This window comes from Neorhizobium sp. SHOUNA12A (assembly GCF_023006505.1).
GTDB lineage: Bacteria > Pseudomonadota > Alphaproteobacteria > Rhizobiales > Rhizobiaceae > Neorhizobium.
In genome coordinates this window covers 35,830-57,103 of the sequence record NZ_JALBGV010000037.1, presented here as the reverse complement: position 1 = coordinate 57,103, position 21,274 = coordinate 35,830, and the positions used below count along the sequence as shown (strand labels likewise).

At 61.6% G+C, this 21,274-nt stretch carries 17 protein-coding genes; 16 read left to right on the top strand and 1 reads right to left on the bottom strand.

Annotation, left to right across the window (positions count from 1 at the left end; genetic code table 11):
* The 16 genes from MOV63_RS17675 to dnaE all read left to right on the top strand — a co-directional run.
* A partial coding sequence (locus MOV63_RS17675) for a molybdopterin-dependent oxidoreductase (RefSeq protein ID WP_247035269.1) occupies positions 1-740 on the top strand: 740 nt, incomplete at its 5' end.
* Positions 741-748: 8 nt separating this feature from the next.
* Positions 749-1,792, top strand: a complete 1,044-nt coding sequence (nuoH, locus tag MOV63_RS17670; RefSeq protein WP_247035267.1) for an NADH-quinone oxidoreductase subunit NuoH — start codon at positions 749-751, stop codon at positions 1,790-1,792.
* Positions 1,793-1,844: 52 nt separating this feature from the next.
* Positions 1,845-2,336, top strand: coding sequence for an NADH-quinone oxidoreductase subunit NuoI (nuoI, locus tag MOV63_RS17665; protein WP_037080524.1), 492 nt, complete (start codon positions 1,845-1,847; stop codon positions 2,334-2,336).
* 143 nt (positions 2,337-2,479) lie between these two features.
* A complete protein-coding gene (locus MOV63_RS17660; RefSeq protein WP_038541992.1) occupies positions 2,480-3,094 on the top strand; it encodes an NADH-quinone oxidoreductase subunit J in 615 nt (204 codons plus the stop codon).
* A 23-nt stretch (positions 3,095-3,117) separates the two neighbouring features.
* Positions 3,118-3,426 carry an NADH-quinone oxidoreductase subunit NuoK gene (gene nuoK / locus MOV63_RS17655; protein WP_007772674.1) on the top strand — a complete coding sequence of 103 codons (309 nt, stop codon included), beginning with the start codon at positions 3,118-3,120 and terminating at the stop codon, positions 3,424-3,426.
* 7 nt (positions 3,427-3,433) lie between these two features.
* Positions 3,434-5,434, top strand: coding sequence for an NADH-quinone oxidoreductase subunit L (gene nuoL / locus MOV63_RS17650; protein WP_247035265.1), 2,001 nt, complete (start codon positions 3,434-3,436; stop codon positions 5,432-5,434).
* Positions 5,434-6,945: an NADH-quinone oxidoreductase subunit M gene (locus MOV63_RS17645; protein ID WP_247035256.1), complete on the top strand. Its 1,512-nt coding sequence runs from the start codon at positions 5,434-5,436 to the stop codon at positions 6,943-6,945. Before nuoL ends, MOV63_RS17645 begins: the two co-directional genes overlap by 1 nt.
* A gap of 18 nt (positions 6,946-6,963) precedes the next feature.
* Positions 6,964-8,406, top strand: a complete 1,443-nt coding sequence (gene nuoN, locus MOV63_RS17640; protein ID WP_046600129.1) for an NADH-quinone oxidoreductase subunit NuoN — start codon at positions 6,964-6,966, stop codon at positions 8,404-8,406.
* 2 nt (positions 8,407-8,408) lie between these two features.
* Positions 8,409-9,179 (top strand): biotin--[acetyl-CoA-carboxylase] ligase, encoded by a 771-nt coding sequence (locus MOV63_RS17635; RefSeq protein ID WP_247035255.1) that lies wholly within the window; start codon positions 8,409-8,411, stop codon positions 9,177-9,179.
* A 9-nt stretch (positions 9,180-9,188) separates the two neighbouring features.
* Positions 9,189-10,856 (top strand): ribonuclease J, encoded by a 1,668-nt coding sequence (locus tag MOV63_RS17630; RefSeq protein WP_038542004.1) that lies wholly within the window; start codon positions 9,189-9,191, stop codon positions 10,854-10,856.
* A gap of 154 nt (positions 10,857-11,010) precedes the next feature.
* Positions 11,011-11,415, top strand: a complete 405-nt coding sequence (gene mce / locus MOV63_RS17625) for a methylmalonyl-CoA epimerase (protein WP_038542006.1) — start codon at positions 11,011-11,013, stop codon at positions 11,413-11,415.
* A gap of 102 nt (positions 11,416-11,517) precedes the next feature.
* Complete coding sequence (locus MOV63_RS17620) at positions 11,518-11,787, top strand: DUF1467 family protein (protein ID WP_247035254.1); 270 nt, start codon at positions 11,518-11,520, stop codon at positions 11,785-11,787.
* Between the two features lie 555 nt (positions 11,788-12,342).
* Positions 12,343-13,668 (top strand): proline--tRNA ligase, encoded by a 1,326-nt coding sequence (proS, locus tag MOV63_RS17615; protein WP_247035253.1) that lies wholly within the window; start codon positions 12,343-12,345, stop codon positions 13,666-13,668.
* Positions 13,669-13,752: 84 nt separating this feature from the next.
* Entirely contained in the window at positions 13,753-15,060 is a 1,308-nt protein-coding gene (locus MOV63_RS17610) for a lipoprotein-releasing ABC transporter permease subunit (RefSeq protein ID WP_038542012.1), read from the top strand.
* A gap of 14 nt (positions 15,061-15,074) precedes the next feature.
* Positions 15,075-15,758 (top strand): ABC transporter ATP-binding protein, encoded by a 684-nt coding sequence (locus MOV63_RS17605; protein ID WP_038542014.1) that lies wholly within the window; start codon positions 15,075-15,077, stop codon positions 15,756-15,758.
* A gap of 614 nt (positions 15,759-16,372) precedes the next feature.
* Complete coding sequence (dnaE, locus tag MOV63_RS17600) at positions 16,373-19,870, top strand: DNA polymerase III subunit alpha (protein WP_038542016.1); 3,498 nt, start codon at positions 16,373-16,375, stop codon at positions 19,868-19,870.
* 6 nt (positions 19,871-19,876) lie between these two features.
* Here dnaE and MOV63_RS17595 read toward each other — a convergent pair whose 3' ends face one another.
* On the bottom strand, positions 19,877-21,253 hold the full coding sequence (locus tag MOV63_RS17595) for a L,D-transpeptidase (RefSeq protein WP_247035252.1): 1,377 nt from the start codon (positions 21,251-21,253) through the stop codon (positions 19,877-19,879).
* Positions 21,254-21,274: the final 21 nt, after the last annotated feature.

The window sequence follows — 21,274 nt, the reverse complement described above, 5'->3', positions numbered from 1 at the left end:
ATACTATTATAATATTAGGGCTGGGGTCTCTCTCACTTCCTGATGGCGCGTCGATGCTGGACGCGTCCGACCTGATTGCCTGCTCTGTGTGCGCGCTGACGTACGAGTTGAACGGCTTTTCCGTGCTTCACACCGCCGCTGCCCGCGTCGGCGGCCTCGACCTCGGCTTCGTCCCGGGTGCGAGCGGCGCCAATGCCAGCGCCCAGCTGACCGGCATGGACGTTCTCTTCCTGCTCGGTGCCGACGAACTCGACTTCTCGAAGAAGGGCGCCAAGTTCACCGTCTATATCGGCAGCCACGGCGATGCCGGCGCGCACAATGCCGACGTCATCCTGCCGGGGGCGGCCTATACGGAAAAGTCCGGCACCTGGGTCAATACCGAAGGCCGCGTCCAGATGGGCAACCGCGCCGGCTTCGCGCCCGGCGAGGCTCGCGAAGACTGGGCGATCATTCGCGCGCTCTCCGACGTGCTCGGAAACAAGCTGCCTTTCGATTCGCTGAGCGCCCTACGGGCAAAACTCTATGCCGACTACCCGCATTTCGCCGCCGTCGACGAGATTGCAGCGGGCTCGGTGAACGAAATTGCCGCACTTGGCCAAAAAGCCGGTGGTATGACCAAGTCCGGGTTTGCGTCGCCGATCAAAGACTTCTATTTGACGAACCCGATCGCTCGCGCTTCGGCCGTCATGGCTGAATGCTCGGCATTGGCCCGCAACAATTTCCAGGCTGCGGCGGAGTAATTTTGAACATGGACTCGTTCTTTTCCATCTACGTCTGGCCGGGCATCGTCATGGTCGCGCAGTCGCTGCTGCTGCTGGTCTGCCTGCTCGTCTTCATCGCCTATGTTCTGCTTGCCGACCGCAAGATCTGGGCGGCCGTCCAGCTGCGCCGCGGCCCGAACGTCGTCGGCCCCTTCGGCCTGTTCCAGTCCTTCGCCGACCTTTTGAAGTTCGTCTTCAAGGAGCCGGTCATTCCGGCTGGCGCCAACAAGGCCGTCTTCCTGCTCGCACCGCTGGTCGCCGTGCTTCTGGCCCTGTCGACCTGGGCGGTGGTGCCGCTCGCGGACGGATGGGTGATTGCCAACATCAATGTCGGCATCCTCTATATCTTTGCGATCTCCTCGCTCGAAGTCTACGGCATCATCATGGGTGGCTGGGCTTCGAACTCGAAATATCCGTTCCTCGGCGCGCTCCGCTCGGCGGCGCAGATGGTCTCCTACGAAGTCTCGATCGGCTTCGTCATCGTCACCGTTCTGCTCTGCGTCGGCTCGCTGAACCTCACCGATATCGTCAATGCCCAGCATGACGGCCTCGGCACGAGGATGGGCCTGCCTGCCTCCTTCCTGGATTGGCACTGGCTGGCGCTGTTCCCGATGTTCGTGGTGTTCTTCATCTCGGCGCTCGCCGAAACGAACCGCCCGCCCTTCGATCTTCCCGAAGCGGAATCGGAGCTGGTCGCCGGCTTCATGGTCGAGTACGGCTCCTCGCCATACATGATGTTCATGCTCGGCGAATACGCAGCGGTCTGCCTGATGTGCGCGCTGACGACCATCCTGTTCCTCGGGGGCTGGCTGCCGCCGGTCGACATCTGGATCCTCAACTGGGTGCCGGGCATCGTCTGGTTCATGCTGAAGTCGATGCTCGTCTTCTTCATGTTCGCCATGGTGAAGGCCTTCGTACCGCGTTACCGCTACGACCAGCTCATGCGCCTCGGCTGGAAGATCTTCCTGCCGCTATCGCTCGCCATGGTCGTCATTACCGCATTCGTGCTGAAGCTGACGGGATGGGCATGATCATGACCGTGAACATGTCCGTCCAAGCTTTTAGCATCATTGGAGAATAAAGATGGCAAGTCTCGGCCAGGCCGTGAATTCGCTGTTCCTGAAGGAGTTCGTCGGGGCGTTCTTCCTGTCGATGCGCTACTTCTTCAAGCAGAAGGCGACGATCAACTATCCGTTCGAAAAGGGCCCGGTCTCCCCGCGTTTCCGCGGCGAGCATGCGCTGCGCCGTTATCCGAACGGCGAGGAACGCTGCATCGCCTGCAAGCTCTGCGAGGCGATCTGTCCTGCCCAGGCGATCACCATCGAGGCCGGCCCGCGCCGCAACGACGGCACCCGCCGCACGGTGCGTTACGATATCGACATGGTGAAGTGCATCTATTGCGGTTTCTGCCAGGAGGCCTGCCCGGTTGATGCGATCGTCGAGGGTCCGAACTTCGAATTCTCGACCGAGACGCGCGAAGAACTCTATTTCGACAAGGCGCGTCTCCTGGAAAACGGCGATCGCTGGGAGCGCGAAATCGCTCGCAACATGGCAATCGATGCGCCCTACCGCTAAGGCGGGGTGATTTGTCCGGCGCCCCCAATCAGCGGGCGGTGCCGGTGACATCTGGATGAAATACCCGGCGCATATCACAAGGCCGGGTTTCGACGGGTAGGGGCATTCGTCCCGATCCCGGTGAGGGACGAAAAGGCACCACGATGGGTCTGCAGGCAATCTTCTTCTATCTCTTCGCGTTCATCGCGGTGGCGTCGGCGTTCATGGTCATTTCGGCCAAGAACCCGGTGCACTCGGTGCTGTTCCTCATCCTGGTCTTCTTCAACGCCGCCGGTCTCTTCCTGCTGACGGGCGCCGAATTCCTGGCGATGATCCTGCTGGTCGTCTATATCGGCGCGGTCGCGGTTCTCTTCCTCTTCGTCGTCATGATGCTCGACATCGACTTTGCGGAACTGCGCTCCGGCGTGCTGCAATATGCGCCGATCGGCATATTGATCGGCCTTATCGTGGCTGCGGAACTGGTGGTCGTTGTCGGTGGCAGCGTGCTCACCCCGGAAGCGGCGAAATCGATCACCATGCCGATCCCGAACCCGGCGACCCGCACCAACACGGCGGCGCTCGGCGACGTGCTCTATACGAATTACGTCTACTTCTTCCAGATCGCCGGCCTGGTGCTTCTGGTGGCGATGATCGGCGCGATCGTGCTGACCCTGCGACACCGCACCAACATCAAGCGTCAGGACATATCACAGCAGGTGGCCCGCACGCCCGCGACCGCTGTCGAAGTGGTCAAGGTCAAGCCGGGCCAGGGCGTCTGAGGCGGGAACAAGGAACAAGAAAAATGGAAATCGGACTTTCCCATTACCTCACGGTCAGCGCCATCCTCTTCACGCTCGGCGTCTTCGGCATCTTCCTGAACCGCAAGAACGTCATCATCATCCTGATGTCGGTGGAGCTCATCCTGCTCTCGGTCAACCTGAACATGGTGGCCTTCTCCTCCTTCCTGAACGACATCGTCGGCCAGGTCTTCGCATTGTTCATTCTGACCGTGGCGGCCGCCGAAGCGGCCATCGGTCTTGCAATTCTCGTCGTCTTCTACCGCAATCGCGGTTCGATCGCCGTCGAAGACGTCAATATGATGAAGGGCTGATCGGGTCATGATCTACAAGGCAATCGTCTTTCTTCCCCTGATCGGCTTCCTGATCGCCGGCCTGTTCGGCCGTTCGATCGGTGCAAAGGCGTCCGAATACGTCACCAGCGGCCTGATGATCATAGCTGGCGTGCTCTCCTGGATCGTCTTCTTCAACGTCGCGCTCGCCCATGGCGAAGCAGGCGAAGTGATCAAGGTTCCGGTGATGCGCTGGATCCAGTCCGGCGGCATCGACGTCGAATGGGCCTTCCGCGTGGATACGCTGACGGCGGTGATGTTCGTCGTCGTCAACACCGTCTCGACGCTCGTGCATGTCTATTCGATCGGCTACATGCACCACGATCCGCATCGCCCGCGCTTCTTCGCCTATCTGTCGCTGTTCACCTTCGCGATGCTGATGCTGGTTACGGCCGACAACCTCGCCCAGATGTTCTTCGGCTGGGAAGGTGTCGGTCTGGCGTCCTACCTGCTCATCGGCTTCTGGTTCAAGAAGCCGTCGGCATCCGCCGCCGCCATGAAGGCCTTCATCGTCAACCGCGTCGGCGACTTCGGTTTCGTGCTCGGCATTGCCGGTGTCTTCGTGTTGTTCGGCTCGATCAGCTTCGAGACGATCTTTGCGGCTGCTGCCACCTATCTGCCGGCCGCAGGCGCTCCGGAGGCGTCTCAGGTCATCGCCAACATCTTCGGCATGGAGGTGACCAAGAGCGGTGCGATCACCATCGTCTGCCTGCTGCTGTTCATGGGCGCGATGGGCAAGTCGGCGCAGTTCCTGCTGCACACTTGGCTGCCGGACGCCATGGAAGGCCCGACCCCGGTCTCGGCGCTCATCCATGCTGCGACCATGGTCACTGCCGGCGTCTTCCTCGTCGCCCGCATGTCGCCGATCTTCGAATTGTCACCCAATGCTCTGCTGGTCGTCACCGTCATCGGCGCGATCACCGCTTTCTTCGCGGCGACCGTCGGCCTCGTCCAGAACGACATCAAGCGCGTCATCGCCTATTCGACCTGCTCGCAGCTCGGCTACATGTTCGTGGCGCTCGGCCTCGGCGCTTATGGCGCGGCGATCTTCCACCTGTTCACGCATGCCTTCTTCAAGGCGCTGCTGTTCCTTGGTGCCGGCTCGGTCATTCATGCCGTCGATGGCGAACAGGACATGCGCTACATGGGCGGCCTTCGTAAGCACATTCCGGTCACCTTCTGGATGATGACGATCGGCACGTTGGCGCTGACCGGCGTCGGTATCCCCGGAACGATGCTCGGTTTCGCCGGCTTCTTCTCCAAGGACGTGATCATCGAAAGCGCCTATTCGTCGCATTCGCCGGTGGCGGGCTTCGCCTTCACGCTTCTGGTCATCGCCGCGCTGTTCACCAGCTTCTATTCCTGGCGCCTCGCGTTCATGACCTTCTTCGGCAAGCCGCGCGCGTCGGCCGACGTCATGCATCATGTGCATGAATCGCCGATGGTCATGCTGGCGCCGCTCTATATCCTTGCTGCTGGTGCGGTTGTCGCCGGCGTGCTGTTCGAAGGTTATTTCTTCGGCCACGAATATCTGGAATTCTGGAAGGGCGCGCTGTTCACGCTTCCGGAAAACAAGATCCTCGAAGAGTTCCATCACGTGCCGGTCCTGGTCGCCTGGAGCCCGTTCATCGCCATGGCGGTCGGCTTCGTCACCGCCTGGTATTTCTACATCAAGTCGCCGTCGACCCCCCGTCGTCTCGCCGCTTCGCAGAAGGTCCTCTACGAGTTCCTGCTCAACAAGTGGTATTTCGACGAACTCTACGACTTCCTCTTCGTCCGTTCCGCCAAGGCGCTCGGCCGGTTCCTGTGGAAGAAGGGTGACATCGGCGTCATCGATACCTACGGCCCGAACGGCGTTGCCGCCCGCGTGGTCGACGTCACCAACCGGGTGGTCAAGCTGCAGTCCGGTTACCTTTATCACTATGCGTTCGCGATGCTGATCGGCATCGCCGCCCTCGTCACCTGGATGATGCTCGGGAGCTCGATCTAATGACCGACTGGCCAATTCTCTCGACGGTCACCTTCCTGCCGCTGGTCGGCGTACTGTTGCTGCTTCTGACACGGGAAGACGGCCCCTTTGGGCGCCGTAATATCCTCAACGTCTCGCTGTTCACGACGGTCTTCACCTTCATCGTCTCGCTGTTCGTCTGGATCGGTTTCGACAATTCGAATTCCGGCTTTCAGATGGTCGAGAAGCACAACTGGCTCGGCACCGGCATCTCCTATCATCTCGGCGTCGACGGCATCTCCATGCTGTTCGTCATCCTGACGACCTTCCTGATGCCGTTCTGCGTGCTCGCAAGCTGGAATACGATCGAAAAGCGCCTCAAGGAATACATGATCGCCTTCCTGCTTCTGGAAGTGGTCATGACCGGCGTCTTCGTTTCGCTCGACGTCGTGCTCTTCTACGTCTTCTTCGAAGCGACCCTCATTCCGATGTTCGTCATCATCGGCGTCTGGGGCGGCAAGGACCGCGTCTACGCGTCCTACAAGTTCTTTCTCTATACGCTGCTCGGCTCTGTCCTGATGATGCTCGCCATCATGGCGATGTACTGGCAGGCCGGCACCACCGACATTACCGAACTCTTGAAATACGGTTTCCCGGCCGGCATGCAGACCTGGCTCTGGCTTGCCTGTTTTGCGGCCTTCTCGGTCAAGATGCCGATGTGGCCGGTGCATACCTGGCTTCCGGATGCGCACGTCCAGGCGCCGACCGCGGGCTCGGTGATCCTTGCCGGCGTCATGCTGAAGCTCGGCGGTTACGGGATGATCCGTTTTTCGCTCGCCATGTTGCCGATCGCGTCGGAACATTTCGCGCCGCTGGTCTTCTCGCTGTCGGTGATCGCCATCATCTACACCTCGCTGGTGGCGATGATGCAGGACGACATCAAGAAGCTGATCGCCTATTCCTCGGTCGCCCACATGGGCTACGTGACCATGGGTATCTTTGCGGCGAACGTTCAGGGCGTGCAAGGCGCGCTCTTCCAGATGCTGTCGCACGGCGTCGTCTCGGGCGCGCTCTTCCTCTGCGTCGGCGTTGTCTATGACCGGCTCCACACCCGCGAGATCTCCGCTTATGGCGGCCTCGTCAACAACATGCCGAAATATGCCGTCGCCTTCATGATCTTCACGATGGCAAACGTCGGCCTGCCGGGCACGTCCGGCTTCATCGGCGAATTCCTGACGATCATCGGTGTCTTCCGGGTCAACACCTGGGTGGCGCTGTTCGCGGCGACCGGCGTCATTCTCTCGGCCTCCTATGCGCTCTGGCTCTATCGCCGGGTCATCTTCGGGGCACTCGAGAAGGAAAGCCTCAAGGCATTGCTCGACCTTTCCGGCCGCGAGAAGCTGATCCTCTATCCGCTGATCGCCGTCACCATCTTCTACGGCTTCTATCCGGCGCCGATCTTCGATGCGACGGCAGCATCGGTGGACATGCTGGTGAACAATTATTCCGCAGCCCTGGCAGCGGCGAAAGATCTTGCACTCAACGTGCACTGAGACGGGACAAGACTGGACATGACCGCTGAAATTCTCTCCCTAAGCCTGCAGCTCTCGATGCCGGAGATCATCCTGGCCGTGGGCGCGCTCGCTCTTCTGATGATCGGCGTCTTCTCCGGCGACAAGTCCGCGCCGACGGTGACGGGGCTGGCGGTGGCGCTGCTGGCGGTTGCCGGCCTGTGGCTGATCTTCATGCCCGGCGAGGGCGTTGCCTACGGCGGCGCCTTCAAGCTGGATGCCTTCGGCCGCTTCATGAAGGTCTTGGCGCTCATCGGCTCGATCACCGCCATGGTCATGTCCGTCGGCCATGCGAAGTCGGATCAGCTCAACCGCTTCGAGTTCCCGGTGCTTCTGGTTCTGTCGACGCTCGGTATGCTGCTGCTGATCTCGGCGAACGACCTGATCGCCTTCTATCTCGCCCTCGAACTGATGTCGCTGGCGCTCTACGTCATCGCCGCCTTCAACCGGGACAGCCTGCGCTCGACCGAAGCCGGCCTGAAATATTTCGTCCTCGGTGCGCTCTCCTCCGGCATGATGCTTTACGGCATGTCGCTGGTCTACGGTTTCACCGGCAATACCGGCTTCGAAGGCATCGCCAAGGTTCTCTCCGCCGAGACCCGCGGCCTGGGCTTGATCTTCGGCATGGTCTTCGTGCTCGCCGGCGCCTGCTTCAAGATTTCCGCCGTGCCGTTCCACATGTGGACGCCGGATGTCTATGAAGGCGCACCGACCCCGGTCACTGCCTTCTTCGCCGCTGGTCCGAAGGTCGCCGCCATGGCGATCCTCGTCCGCATCGCTTCGGATGCCTTCCTGCCGATCATCGCCGACTGGCGCCAGATCATCGTTTTCGTATCGATCGCTTCGATGCTGCTCGGCTCGTTCGCGGCGATCGGCCAGCGCAACATCAAGCGACTGATGGCCTATTCCTCGATCGGCCACATGGGCTACGCGCTTGTCGGCCTTGCCGCCGGCTCCGAGACGGGTGTCTCGGGCGTCGTCCTTTACATGACCATCTACATGGTCATGACCTTGGGCACCTTCGCCTGCATTATGGCGATGCGCCGCAAGGAAGGCGGCAATGTCGAGAATGTCGACGATCTCGCCGGCCTGTCGTCCACCAAGCCGTTCATGGCGGTGGTGCTGACCGCGCTGATGTTCTCGATGGCCGGCATTCCGCCGCTCGCAGGCTTCTTCGCCAAGTATTTCGTGTTCGTCGCGGCGATCGAAGCCAAGCTTTATGCGCTGGCGGTCATCGGCGTGCTCTCCTCGGTCGTCGGCGCCTATTATTACCTGCGCATCGTCAAGCTGATGTGGTTCGATGAAGCCAAGGGCGAGTTTGCCCGCATCTCCGGCGAACTGCGCCTGGTCTTCGGCCTTTCCGGTCTCTTCGTCACGGCCTATGTGCTGATCGGCGGACCGATCGGCACGGCGGCAAGTGCCGCCGCGAAGTCCTTCTTCTGAGAATGCCGGGAGCAAGGGACCGTTTCTCGCTCGATGCGTTCCGCCACGAGGCGCTCGACGAAGTCGGATCCACCAATAGCGAATGTCTCGCCCGCGCTCGCGCGGGCGATTCCGGTTTGTTGTGGCTGACCGCTACGCGCCAGCTCGCCGGCCGTGGCCGCCGTGGTCGGGCCTGGACATCGGAACCCGGCAATCTCTATGCCTCGCTGCTGCTGATCGATCCTGCGCCGCCGGAGAGCGTGGGCTCTTTGCCGCTCGCGGTCGCCGTCGCGGTCCATGCCGCGGTCAGGTCGGTTCTGCCGCCGGGCGGCGAGCCACTCGACGTCAAATGGCCGAACGATATCCTGATCGGCCGCAAGAAGACCTGTGGTATTCTGCTGGAAGGCGAGGGGTTGCCGGATGGCCGCCGCGCGCTCGTCATCGGCATCGGCATCAACATCCGCCATATGCCCGACAGTGCGGCCTACGCGGTGACACGGCTTGCCGATCACGGCGCCAACATTTCGCCTGAAGAGCTTTTCGCCCATCTCTTCAGGGAGATGGCGCAGGTTCTGGGTGTTTGGGATGAGGGCCGGGGCACGCCCGAAATCAGCCGGCGCTGGCGCGAGGTCGCCTGCGGCATCGGCGAAAAAATCACCGTGAACCTGCCGGATCGCTCGCTTGTTGGCACATTCGCAGGTATCGATGACAAAGGTTTTTTGCTGCTCGATACCGGATTGGGCGCGCTGACGTCGATCGCCGCTGGTGATGTATTTTTTCAAGGAATGGAATAGACAAAGAAAATGGCAAACCAAGAAGAACTGGTGTTTCTGCCGCTTGGCGGCGTCGGCGAGATCGGCATGAACCTCGCCCTCTACGGCTATGGAACGCCGGAGAAGCGCCAGTGGATCATGGTCGATTGCGGCGTGACATTTCCGGGACCGGATCTGCCGGGCGTTGATCTCGTGCTGCCGGATATCCGTTTCCTCGCCAGCCAGCGCAGCCATCTCAAGGCGATGATCATCACTCATGCGCATGAGGATCACTACGGCGCCATGAACGATCTGTGGCCGGGCCTCAATGTGCCCGTCTATGCCTCGCCGTTTACCGCCGGCATGCTGGAGGCGAAACGCAACTACGAAGGTTCGCGCGCCGAAATCCCGGTGACGATCTTCAAGGCCGGCGACCGTATCAATATCGGTCCGTTCGAGATCGAGGCGGTCGGCGTCAACCATTCGATCCCCGAGCCGATGTCGCTGGTCATCCGCACGCCGCTCGGCAATGTCGTCCATACCGGCGACTGGAAGATCGACCATGCACCGTCGCTCGGACCGTTCACCGACGAGGCGCGCTTCCGTAAGATCGGCGACGAAGGCGTGCTGGCGCTGATGTGCGACAGCACCAACTCCATGCGCGAAGGCGTTTCGCCTTCCGAGGAGGAGGTCTCCGAAGGCCTGCGCCAGATCATCGAGGCGGCCGAGGGCAGGGTAGCGATCACCACCTTCTCGTCGAATGTCGGCCGCATCCGCTCGATCGCCCAGGCCGCAGACGCAGCCGGCCGCGAAGTCCTTTTGCTCGGCTCCTCGCTGAAACGCGTCGTCGGCGTCGCCCGCGATATCGGCATCATGGAAGGCCTGAAGCCCTTCATCGCCGAGGACGAATACGGTTATATCCCGCGTGACAAGATCGTGGTGATCCTGACCGGCAGCCAGGGCGAACCGCGCGCGGCCCTTGCCAAGATCGCCCGCGACGAGATGCGCCATGTGGCGCTGACGTCAGGCGATACGGTGGTCTTTTCCTCGCGCACCATTCCCGGCAACGAAAAGGCGATCATCGAAATCAAGAACGGCTTGATCGAGCAAGGTATCAAGATCGTCACCGACAGCGACGCGCTCGTCCACGTCTCCGGCCACCCACGCCGCAGCGAACTGGTGCAGATGTACCAATGGACACGCCCGCAGATCCTCGTGCCCGTCCACGGCGAGGCCGCGCATCTGACGGCCCAGGCCGAGCTCGGCGCATCCGCCGGCATCAAGACCATTCCGCGGGTCCGCAACGGCAATATCCTGCGCCTTGCGCCCGGCCCGGCCGAGGTCATCGGCGATGCACCGCATGGCCGCATCTTCAAGGACGGCAAGCTGATCGGCGATTTCGAGGAAATGGGCATCGGCGACCGCCGAAAGCTCTCTTTCGTCGGCCATGTCTCCGTCAACGTCCTGCTCGACACCCGTTATGACTTCGTAACCGATCCCGATCTCATCGCCTTCGGTCTGCCGGAATTCGACGACGAGGGCGAGGACATGGAGGATACGCTTTATGACGCCGTGCTCGGCGCCGTCGAAAGCATCCCGCGCGCGCGCCGCAAGGATCTCGACATGGTCCGCGAGGCGATCCGCCGCGCCGTCCGCTCCACCGCCAACGAGGCCTGGGGCAAGAAACCGATCGTGACGGTGTTCGTTACGCGTCTTTGAGGGGACGGAGAGGTCGCGGCGACTTTGGAATAGCGACAGGGCCGCGGGTCGATCTTCCCCCTTGAGGGGGAGATGCCCGGCAGGGCAGAGGGGGGTATTGCCGGGGTCGGCAGCCTTTTCCCTTTGCTGCAGCCCACACTCGGGAGGACAAGACATGCTCGGACGCGTCAATCACATCGCCATTGCCGTGCCGGATCTTGGCATCGCGACCACGATGTATCGCGATACGCTCGGCGCCCGCGTCTCGCAGGCCCAGGCCTTGCCGGAGCATGGCGTCACCGTGGTCTTCGTCGAGCTCCCCAACACCAAGGTGGAACTGCTCGAACCGCTCGGCCCCGAGTCGCCGATTGCGGCTTTCCTGGAGAAAAATCCCTCCGGCGGCATGCACCATATCTGCTACGAGGTGGACGATATCGTCGCTGCGCGTGACACGTTGAAGGCGGCCGGCGCGCGGGTGCTCGGAGACGGCAATCCGAAGACCGGAGCCCATGGAAAACCTGTGCTTTTCCTGCATCCGAAGGACTTCAACGGCACCTTGATCGAGCTCGAACAGGTATGATTCCCACAGCTGTGACATCACGCCGGGGTCTCTCGGTTTGAGCTTGCCCGCCTTTCAGCCTATAAGGGCGCCAATTCTTCGAACCGGAATCGAGTCGAAATCATGCCTCTTTTGACGGTCGCGGCCATCTATTTCATCATCTGGTGGACCGTGCTCTTCATCGTCCTTCCGCTTGGTTATCGCACCCAGCAGGAAGACGGTGAGGTGACCATAGGGACTGTGGAAAGCGCTCCCGCCCGGTTTCGCGGCGGCCGCGTCGTGCTGCTGACGACGGTGATCTCGACACTGCTCTATGTGGGCTACTACGTCGCATCCGCCTATTTCGGCGTCGGCATCGGCGACATTCCGGTGATCGTCCCGACCTTCGAATAGGTGGACGAGTAGGCGGCAGAATAAGGCGGGTCGTCGGGAGCCCGTCATTTCCCTGTCATGATTTGCAGGCATAGGAAGCGGCGACGAAGGCATTCGCGCTTTATTCGTTCCGGGTGACGAGAAAGCAAAAAAAAACAAGGCGGTTAAGCCTTGTTTTCAAGTTTCGCGTGATCCTTAACCGTTACCGGGGCTGCGACAAGCGCGCCTAAGATCTGATCCTCCCAAGACTTGACCGCGAAATGACAAGAATTTGAACTCCTTGCCTCTTTTGTGAGCTGAACCTAGCTCAAAGGATGTGCTTTGTCATCCGCTTTTTTGTATTTTTGCTACACTTCGATAAAATTTTTTAGTTGACAAAAATGTCGCGCGCTTGCCACGAAATTTCCGCTTTTGCCGGGTCTGGAAGTGTCGGCGCAGATTCGTGAACAACGTGCGATTCATGCTGGGGCGGGTTCCCTTGGAGCCTCGGAACGGCTATGTACCCTCCCAATATTGTTGAAGAAAACGGCCGATTCCTCGCGTGATGAGGATAGGCCGGCAACCTCGGAAATCGCGATGCGCCTGTCCCGCTATTTTATGCCCATCCTGAAGGAAAACCCCAAGGAAGCGGAAATCGCGTCCCACCGGCTGATGCTGCGTGCCGGCATGATCCGCCAGCAGAGCCAGGGCATCTATTCCTGGCTGCCGCTCGGCAAGCGCGTGCTCGACAAGGTCAATGCCATCATCCGCGAGGAGCAGAATCGCGCCGGCGCCATCGAGGTGCTGATGCCGACGCTGCAATCCGCCGAACTCTGGCAGGAAAGCGGCCGCTACGACGCCTATGGCAAGGAAATGCTGCGCATCAAGGACCGCCAGGAGCGGCCGATGCTCTACGGCCCCACCAACGAGGAAATGATCACGGATATCTTCCGGTCCTACGTCAAATCCTACAAGAACCTGCCGCTCAACCTTTATCACATCCAGCTGAAGTTCCGTGACGAGATCCGTCCGCGCTTCGGCACCATGCGCTCGCGCGAATTCCTGATGAAGGACGCCTATTCCTTCGATCTGACCAAGGAAGACGCCGAGCATTCCTATCGCAAGATGTTCACCGCCTATCTGCGCACCTTCTCGAGACTGGGCCTGCGTGCCATTCCGATGCGCGCCGATACTGGCCCGATTGGCGGCAACCTGTCCCACGAATTCATCATCCTTGCCGATACCGGCGAGTCGGAAGTGTTTTCGCACAAGGATTTCGTCAATTTCGACATCCCCGGCACGGACACCAATTTCGACAATGTCGAGGCCATGCAGGCGGTCTTCGACAAGTGGACGTCGGTTTACGCCGCGACCTCGGAAATGCACGACGAGGAGGCGTTCAATGCCATCCCCGAGACCGATCGTCTTTCCGCCCGCGGCATCGAGGTCGGCCATATCTTCTATTTCGGCACCAAATATTCCGAGCCGATGGGCGCCAAGGTGCAGGGGCCGGACGGCAAGGAACACCCTGTCCACATGGGTTCCTACGGCATCGGCCCGACACGCCTTGTTCCCGCCATCATCGAAGCATCGCATGACGACAACGGAATCATTTGGCCGGCATCGGTCGCGCCGTTCGACGTCGTGGTCATCAACATGAAGCCCGGCGACGAGGCCTGCGACCGAATCTGCGAAACGCTCTATGGCGGTCTCGCAACGGTCGGCAAGGACGTGCTCTACGACGATACGGACGAGCGCGCCGGCACCAAGTTCGCGACCGCCGACCTGATCGGCGTGCCGGTCCAGGTGATTGTCGGACCCCGCTCCGCCGCGTCAGGCGAAGTGGAGGTCAAGGACCGCAAGACCGGTGAGCGCGAAACGCTGACCGTCGAAGCGGCCATGAACAGGCTCGCCGGCCGATAAGCCGGCAGGCGGCCGGAGCAATTCCAGGAAAAGTGTGAAGCGGTTTTCCGTCCGGAATTGCGACCACCAGATTGAGGAAATGGCATGGCGAGTGTCGCGGCGAATGGTGAAGCGGTAAAGGCGGGTGGTTCGCCCGCGGCCGGTCCTTTCTCGGCCTTCGAGCGGATGGTCGCCTGGCGTTACCTGCGCTCGCGCCGCCGCGAGGCCTTCATCTCGGTGATCGCCGGCTTCTCCTTCATCGGCATCATGCTCGGCGTCGCGACGCTGATCATCGTCATGGCTGTCATGAACGGGTTCCGCACCGAGCTCATCTCGCGCATCCTCGGTATCAACGGCCACATGATCGTCCAGCCGATCGACGGACCGCTCACCGACTACGCCGAGCTCACCCAGAAATTCGCGGCCGTGCCGGGCGTCCGCATGGCGCTGCCCCTGGTCGAGGGCCAGACGCTGGCATCGGGCCGCGGTGGTGCGGGTTCCGGGGCGCTGGTGCGCGGCGTTCGCCCGGAAGATCTCGAAAAACTGTCCGAAGTCGCCGGCAACGTCAAATCGGGCAACATGGTCGGCTTTGCTTCGGGGCAGGGCGTACTGGTCGGCTCCAGGCTCGCCGCCCAGCTCGGCCTCTCCGCCGGTGACCAGATCACGCTGATCTCGCCGGAAGGCGACGTGACGCCGATGGGCGTCAATCCGCGCGTCAAATCCTATCCGGTCTCCGGCATTTTCGAGATCGGCATGTCGGAATACGACGCGACGATCATCTATATGCCGCTCGAGGAATCGCAGCTCTATTTCAATGCCGAAGGCCTCGTCCAGTCGATCGAGCTGTTCGTCGACAATCCGGATAATATCGACGACCTGCGCCCGAAGATCGAGGCGGCGGCGGGCCGCCAGATCTTCATCACCGACTGGCGCCAGCGCAACCAGACCTTCTTCTCCGCGCTTCAGGTGGAGCGCAACGTCATGTTCATGATCCTGACCCTGATCGTGCTGGTGGCGGCGCTCAACATCATCTCCGGCCTGATCATGCTGGTGAAGGACAAGGGCAGCGATATCGCCATCCTGCGCACCATGGGCGCGGGTGCGGGGGCGATCATGCGCATCTTCTTCATGACCGGGGCGGCGATCGGCATCGTCGGAACGTTTGCCGGCGTCCTGCTCGGCGTGCTCGTCTGTCTCAACGTCGAATCCATCCGCCAGTTCTTCTCCTGGGTCTCGGGCACTATTCTCTTTGACCCGCAACTTTATTTCCTCAGCCAGCTGCCGGCGGAGATGAGCTTTGGCGAGACCTTCTCGGTGGTCATGATGGCGCTCGTCCTCTCCTTCATCGCGACCATCCTTCCGGCCTGGCGAGCCTCCCGGCTCGATCCTGTCCAGGCCCTCCGATACGAATAGGACCCACATCCTTCATGGCACCCAAAACCGTCTTGCAGCTCTCGGGCGTCGAACGTCACTATGGCCAGGGCGAGACCACGCTTTCGATCCTGAAGGGGGCTGATTTCGACCTGAAGACCGGCGAGATCGTCGCGCTGGTCGCCCCGTCCGGCACGGGCAAGTCGACGCTTCTGCATCTCGCCGGCCTGCTCGAACATCCCGACGCCGGCGAAGTCTTTCTCGCCGGGCATGCCTGCAACGGACTTCCCGATGCGGAGCGGACCGCGATGCGCCGCAACCAGATCGGTTTCGTCTATCAGTTCCACCATCTCCTGCCGGAATTTTCCGCGGTTGAGAACATCATGATGCCGCAGCTGATCGCCGGCCTCTCCAAGGCCGAGGCAAAGGAGCGGGCGGCTCAGCTTCTGGACTACATGCGCATCGGCCACCGCGCCGAGCATCGCCCCTCCGAACTGTCCGGCGGCGAACAGCAGCGCGTGGCGATCGCCCGTGCCGTCGCCAACGCCCCGCGCGTGCTTCTCGCCGACGAACCGACCGGCAATCTCGACCCGAAGACCGCATCCTATGTCTTCGACGCGCTGGAGGCGCTGGTGCGCCAGTCGGGCCTCGCGGCCCTGATCGCCACCCACAACCACGACCTCGCCAGCCGCATGGACCGTCGCGTGACGATCGAGGGCGGCAAAGTCGTCGAGATGTGAAGAGGCGGACATGCGTGCGTCTGGATCCTCGGGTCGGGCCCGAGGATGACGCCGCTGGGTGGTGTGCTCCGCCCATTCCTCCGTCATCCTCGTCCTCGGGTTAAACCCGAGGATGACCCCAGGATACACCCTCCAGGCGCCAGTCTATCCGGGCATGCCTGACACTCCCTCGAGGCAGCTTTCAGCGCCCCGTCCGAAATTGTTCATGCCCGGATGGCCATCCAGTCCCGATGTATGCGCATGCCTGAAAGCCAAACGAAAATCCCGCCGTTAATCTCTCGTTTACCAGGTGAGGGAGGATATCGCGATATGTTTGTTTCCGGTCTGTTCTTTTATTGACTCTCAAACAAAATGAGAACAAAATAAAAACATAAGAGAACACGGGAGACGACGATGACTGACCTGCTTCGTGACATTGCCGCATTCGCTTCCATCGCCACCTTCGTGGCCAGCCTTTCCATGATCATGATGGCCATGTGATCGGAGATCCAGCCGGTCCCTCGGCCGAAAGGCGTTGAGGAGGGAAATCCGAACTAGACTCTCAAAGCCCTGCGCCAGACAATAGCCTGATTCATGAGATTGTTCCCGCTTCATCAAACGGGTAAGGCGCAGGCATGGCAGACACAACGGACGTAAAATCGGGATCGGTAGAGCTGGGAACCAGCCCTCAATTCGTTCACCTGCGCGTCCATTCCGCCTATTCGCTTCTCGAAGGCGCCTTGCCGCTCAAGAAGATCCTCTCGAAGGCGATCGCGGACAATCAGCCTGCGATCGCGATCACCGACACCAACAATCTGTTCGTCGCGCTGGAATTCGCCCAGAAGGCGATCGGCGACGGCCTGCAGCCGATCATCGGCTGCCAGCTGTCGATCGATATGGAAGACCAGTCCGACGAGCGTCGCAACAGCCACCAGCAGCTCGCCAAGCTGCCGGCGATCGTCGTGCTGGCGGCCAATGCCGTCGGTTACGAACGGCTTGTGGACCTGATCAGCCGCGCCTATCTCGGTGACGAGGGGCATCAGTCCATCCATATCAGCCGCTCCTGGCTGGAGGACGGCAGCACCGAAGGCCTGATCGCGCTGACCGGGGCAGGAAGCGGTCCGGTCGACGTGGCTCTGAAGGAAGGCAATGCTACGCTTGCCGAAGCGAGGTTGCTGAAGCTCAAGGAGATCTTCGGCGATCGGCTCTATGTCGAACTGCAGCGCCACGGCGCTTACGATCGGCGCCACGAGCACAAGATCGTCACGCTCGCCTACGACCACGACCTGCCGTTGGTTGCGACCAACGAGGCCTTCTTTCCTACCAAGGCCGATTACGATGCCCATGACGCGCTGATGGCGGTCGCCCACAACGCGATCGTCTCGGACGATACGCGATTCCGCCTGACGCCGGACCATTATCTGAAGAGCCGTGCGGAGATGGCAAAGCTGTTTGCCGACCTGCCGGAGGCGCTCGAAAACACCGTCGAGATCGCGCAGCGCTGCTCCTTCGTGCTGAAGACCCGCAATCCGATCCTGCCGCGCTTCACCGGCGCCACCGACGATCCGGCGGAAGCCGAGCGCGCCGAGGCGGAGGAGCTGCGCCGCCAGTCCGTCGAAGGCCTCGAAGAGCGCATCGCAACGCTCGGCATGACGCGCGGTTATACCGAACAGGATTATCGGGAGCGGCTGGATTTCGAGCTTAGCGTCATCGAGAAGATGAAGTTTCCGGGCTACTTCCTGATCGTTGCCGACTTCATCAAATGGGCGAAGCAGCAGGGCATCCCGGTCGGCCCGGGCCGTGGTTCGGGTGCGGGCTCGCTGGTCGCCTATGCGCTCACCATTACCGACGTCGATCCGCTGCGCTTCTCGCTGCTGTTCGAGCGCTTCCTCAATCCCGACCGCGTCTCGATGCCGGACTTCGACATCGACTTCTGCCAGGATCGCCGCGAAGAGGTGATCCGCTACGTGCAGCAGAAATACGGTCGCGAGCAGGTGGCGCAGATCATCACCTTCGGTTCGCTGCAGGCGCGCGCCGCGTTGCGCGACGTGGGCCGTGTGCTCGAAATGCCCTATGGCCAGGTCGACAAGATCTGCAAGCTGGTGCCAAACAACCCGGCCAACCCGACCCCGCTGTCGAAGGCGATCGAGGAGGATCCGAAATTCCAGGAGGAGGCCGACAAGGAACCGGTCGTCGCGCGTCTCCTCGATATCGCCCAGAAAATCGAAGGCCTCTACCGCCACGCCTCGACCCACGCCGCCGGGATCGTCATCGGCGACCGTCCGCTGTCGAAACTAGTGCCGATGTATCGGGACCCGCGCTCGGACATGCCGGTCACCCAGTTCAACATGAAATGGGTGGAGCAGGCGGGTCTGGTGAAGTTCGACTTCCTCGGCCTGAAGACGCTGACGGTCCTGAAGACCGCGGTCGATTTCTGCCGCAAGCGCGGCATTGAGGTCGATCTCGCCAAGATCCCGCTCGACGACGCCAAGACCTACGAGATGCTCTCGCGCGGCGAGACGGTCGGCGTGTTCCAGGTGGAAAGTGCGGGCATGCGCAAGGCGCTGATCGGCATGCGGCCGGACTGTATCGAGGACATTATCGCGCTCGTGGCGCTTTATCGTCCGGGCCCGATGGAGAACATTCCGACCTATAATGCCCGCAAGCACGGCGAGGAGGAGATCGAGTCGATCCACCCGACGATCGACCATCTGCTGAAGGAGACGCAAGGGGTTATCGTCTATCAGGAACAGGTGATGCAGATCGCCCAGGTGCTGTCGGGCTATTCGCTCGGCGAGGCCGACCTGCTGCGCCGCGCCATGGGCAAGAAGATCAAGGCGGAGATGGACCAGCAGAGCGAACGCTTTGTTGATGGCGCCATCAAGAACGGCGTCTCCAAGCCGCAGGCCAACAACATCTTCGAACTGCTGGCAAAATTCGCCAACTACGGCTTCAACAAGTCACACGCCGCGGCCTACGCCATCGTCTCCTACCAGACGGCCTTCATGAAGGCGCATTATCCGGTGGAGTTCCTCGCCGCCTCGATGACCTACGACATGTCGAACAGCGAGAAACTGAATGATTTCCGGCAGGATGCCGGCCGCCTCGGCATCTCAGTCATTCCGCCGTCGGTGCAGACCTCGTTCCGGCATTTCGAGACCGGCGACAACAGGATCTATTACGCGCTGGCCGCCATCAAGGGCGTCGGCGAGTCGGCGGTCGACCACATCACCGAAGTGCGCGGCGATGTGCCGTTTGCCAGCATCGAGGACTTCTGCCTGCGGATCGACCCGAAACAGGTCAACCGCCGCGTCATGGAAAGCCTGATCTCGGCGGGTGCCTTCGATTGTTTCGGCCGCGATCGAGCCGAGTTGAGCGGCGGCCTCGACCGCATCATCGGTTATGCCCAGCGCGCGCAAGGGGAGAAGGTGAGCGGCCAGCACGACATGTTCGGCTCGTCCTCCGCCTCCGGGCCGGAAACGCTGATTTTCCCGGCGTTCACGCCGTGGATGCCGTCCGAAAAGCTGATGCGCGAATATCAGGTGCTCGGCTTCTATCTCTCGGCCCATCCGCTCGATGCCTATGCCAACGTGCTCGCCAAGATGCGCGTCCAGAATTTCGCGGACTTTTCCGCCGCCGTGAAACAGGGCGCCACCGCCGGCCGGCTTGCCGGAACGGTGACCAGCAAGCAGGAGCGCAAGACCCGTACCGGCAACAAGATGGGCATCGTCACCTTCTCGGACGCGACCGGCCAGTTCGAGGCGGTGCTGTTCTCGGAGGGGCTGGCGCAATATCGAGACCTGCTCGAACCCGGCAAGTCGCTGGTCATCACCGTGCAGGCGGAAGAGCGGCCGGAAGGCATCGGCCTGCGCATCCAGACGGCGCAGTCGCTCGAGGAAAAGTCGGTGCAGATGCAGAAGGCGCTGCGCGTCTTCGTCCGCGACTCAGGCCCGATGCGCGCGGTTGCCCGGCACCTCAATGCCCGGGGCGACGGGCTGGTGTCCTTCGTCATCATCAAGGATGACGGCAAGCGGGAAATCGAGGTGGAGCTGACGGAAAAATACCGCATCTCGCCGGAAATCGCCGCGGCGCTGAGGACGGCGCCGGGCGTTCTCGATGTCGAGCTGGTCTAGGAGACTTTAATAGAGGCCGTAGGCGCGGGGCTTGGCGTCCGTCCGCCGCTGACTGACCGGCTGCGGTCTGGTGATCGACGACTGCATCTGCGCTTCGGCGACCCGCTGCGCCGGCTGGGTGATGGTGATGAAATCGGTGCCGTCGCCGGTGTCCGGGCCGATGCCCTGGTCGTTGATCGTCAGGGACGAACCGTCGCTGATCAGCGTTTCGATCCGGTCGCGAATGTCGGCCGGGATTTCGATGCGGCTGAGGGCCTGTGCGGCAGCACCGGGCGCGTAAGGGTTGTCGGCCACAGTGATCCCGAGCCGCTGCTTCACCGCGGCGCTGAGGCCATTCGGCACGGTGATGCTGTGCCATTCAGCCGTCTCTTCCTTGCGTTCGACCTTGTCGACGCTGAAGAAGTGTGTGCCGAGCGCGATTTCGGGATCCTTGATGCCGACCGGAGCCTCGAACACGGGCTGGAAATTCCGGCGCACCATGATCTGACCCATCGGCGGCCGCGGCTTGCCGGCGGTCTCATAGAGCGAGGCCAGGAATTCCGGCGTCACCAGCGCGCCCTTGGGCGACAGGTTCTTCCAGCGCTTGAAGCCGGCAATCGCGCTGCGGGTCATCGGACCGGCGGAGCCGTCGCCGCCACCGGTGTCGAAACCGAGCTGTTGCAGCAGGATCTGGGCATCCATCAGCGTCTCGCGGTCGCCGCGGCGGGTGATCAGGATGCGAAGCGGTGCGACCTCCTCCGTTGCGGCCGTGGCCGGTTTGGTCGCCTGCGGCGACGCGCCGGTGGTCGGGTGGATGATCGAGGGATTGTTCGGAGCGACGTTCATCGCCACTTCGACAGGCTTGGCGCTGCTGCCGATCGACGAGGTCCTGAGCTCGACGTCGGAAAGCAGCGGCCCGGTCGGCAGCGGCTTGCGCGGCAGGAACAGGTTGGCGTTCTCGATCAGCTGCGGCACCACCGGCGCGTCGGTGATGATCACATGCGCACCGCGCTCGGTGATCTGGTAGAGCGATCTGGCGAAGGCGCCCGGCATGCGCACGCAACCATGCGAGGCGGGATAGTTCGGGACGCTGTTTGATTCGTGAAGCGCGACGCCCGACCAGGTCAGGCGCTGCATCCACGGCATGGGCGCATTCGAATAGAGATTGGATTCGTGATATTTCTGCTTTTCGAGGATCGAAAAGATGCCGCTCGGCGTCGAATGGCCTTCCTTGCCGGTCGACACTTTCGAGGTGGCGACCACCGTTTCGCCGTCATAGACGACCAGCGACTGCTTGTCCTTGGAAACGATGATCTGCAGCGTGCGGGCACCTTCCGCAAAAGCTGCATGCGACAGCATGGTCGCAGACAAAAGACCTAACCCGAACACCAGGCGACGCAACATGACCGACCCCATACGCAATAC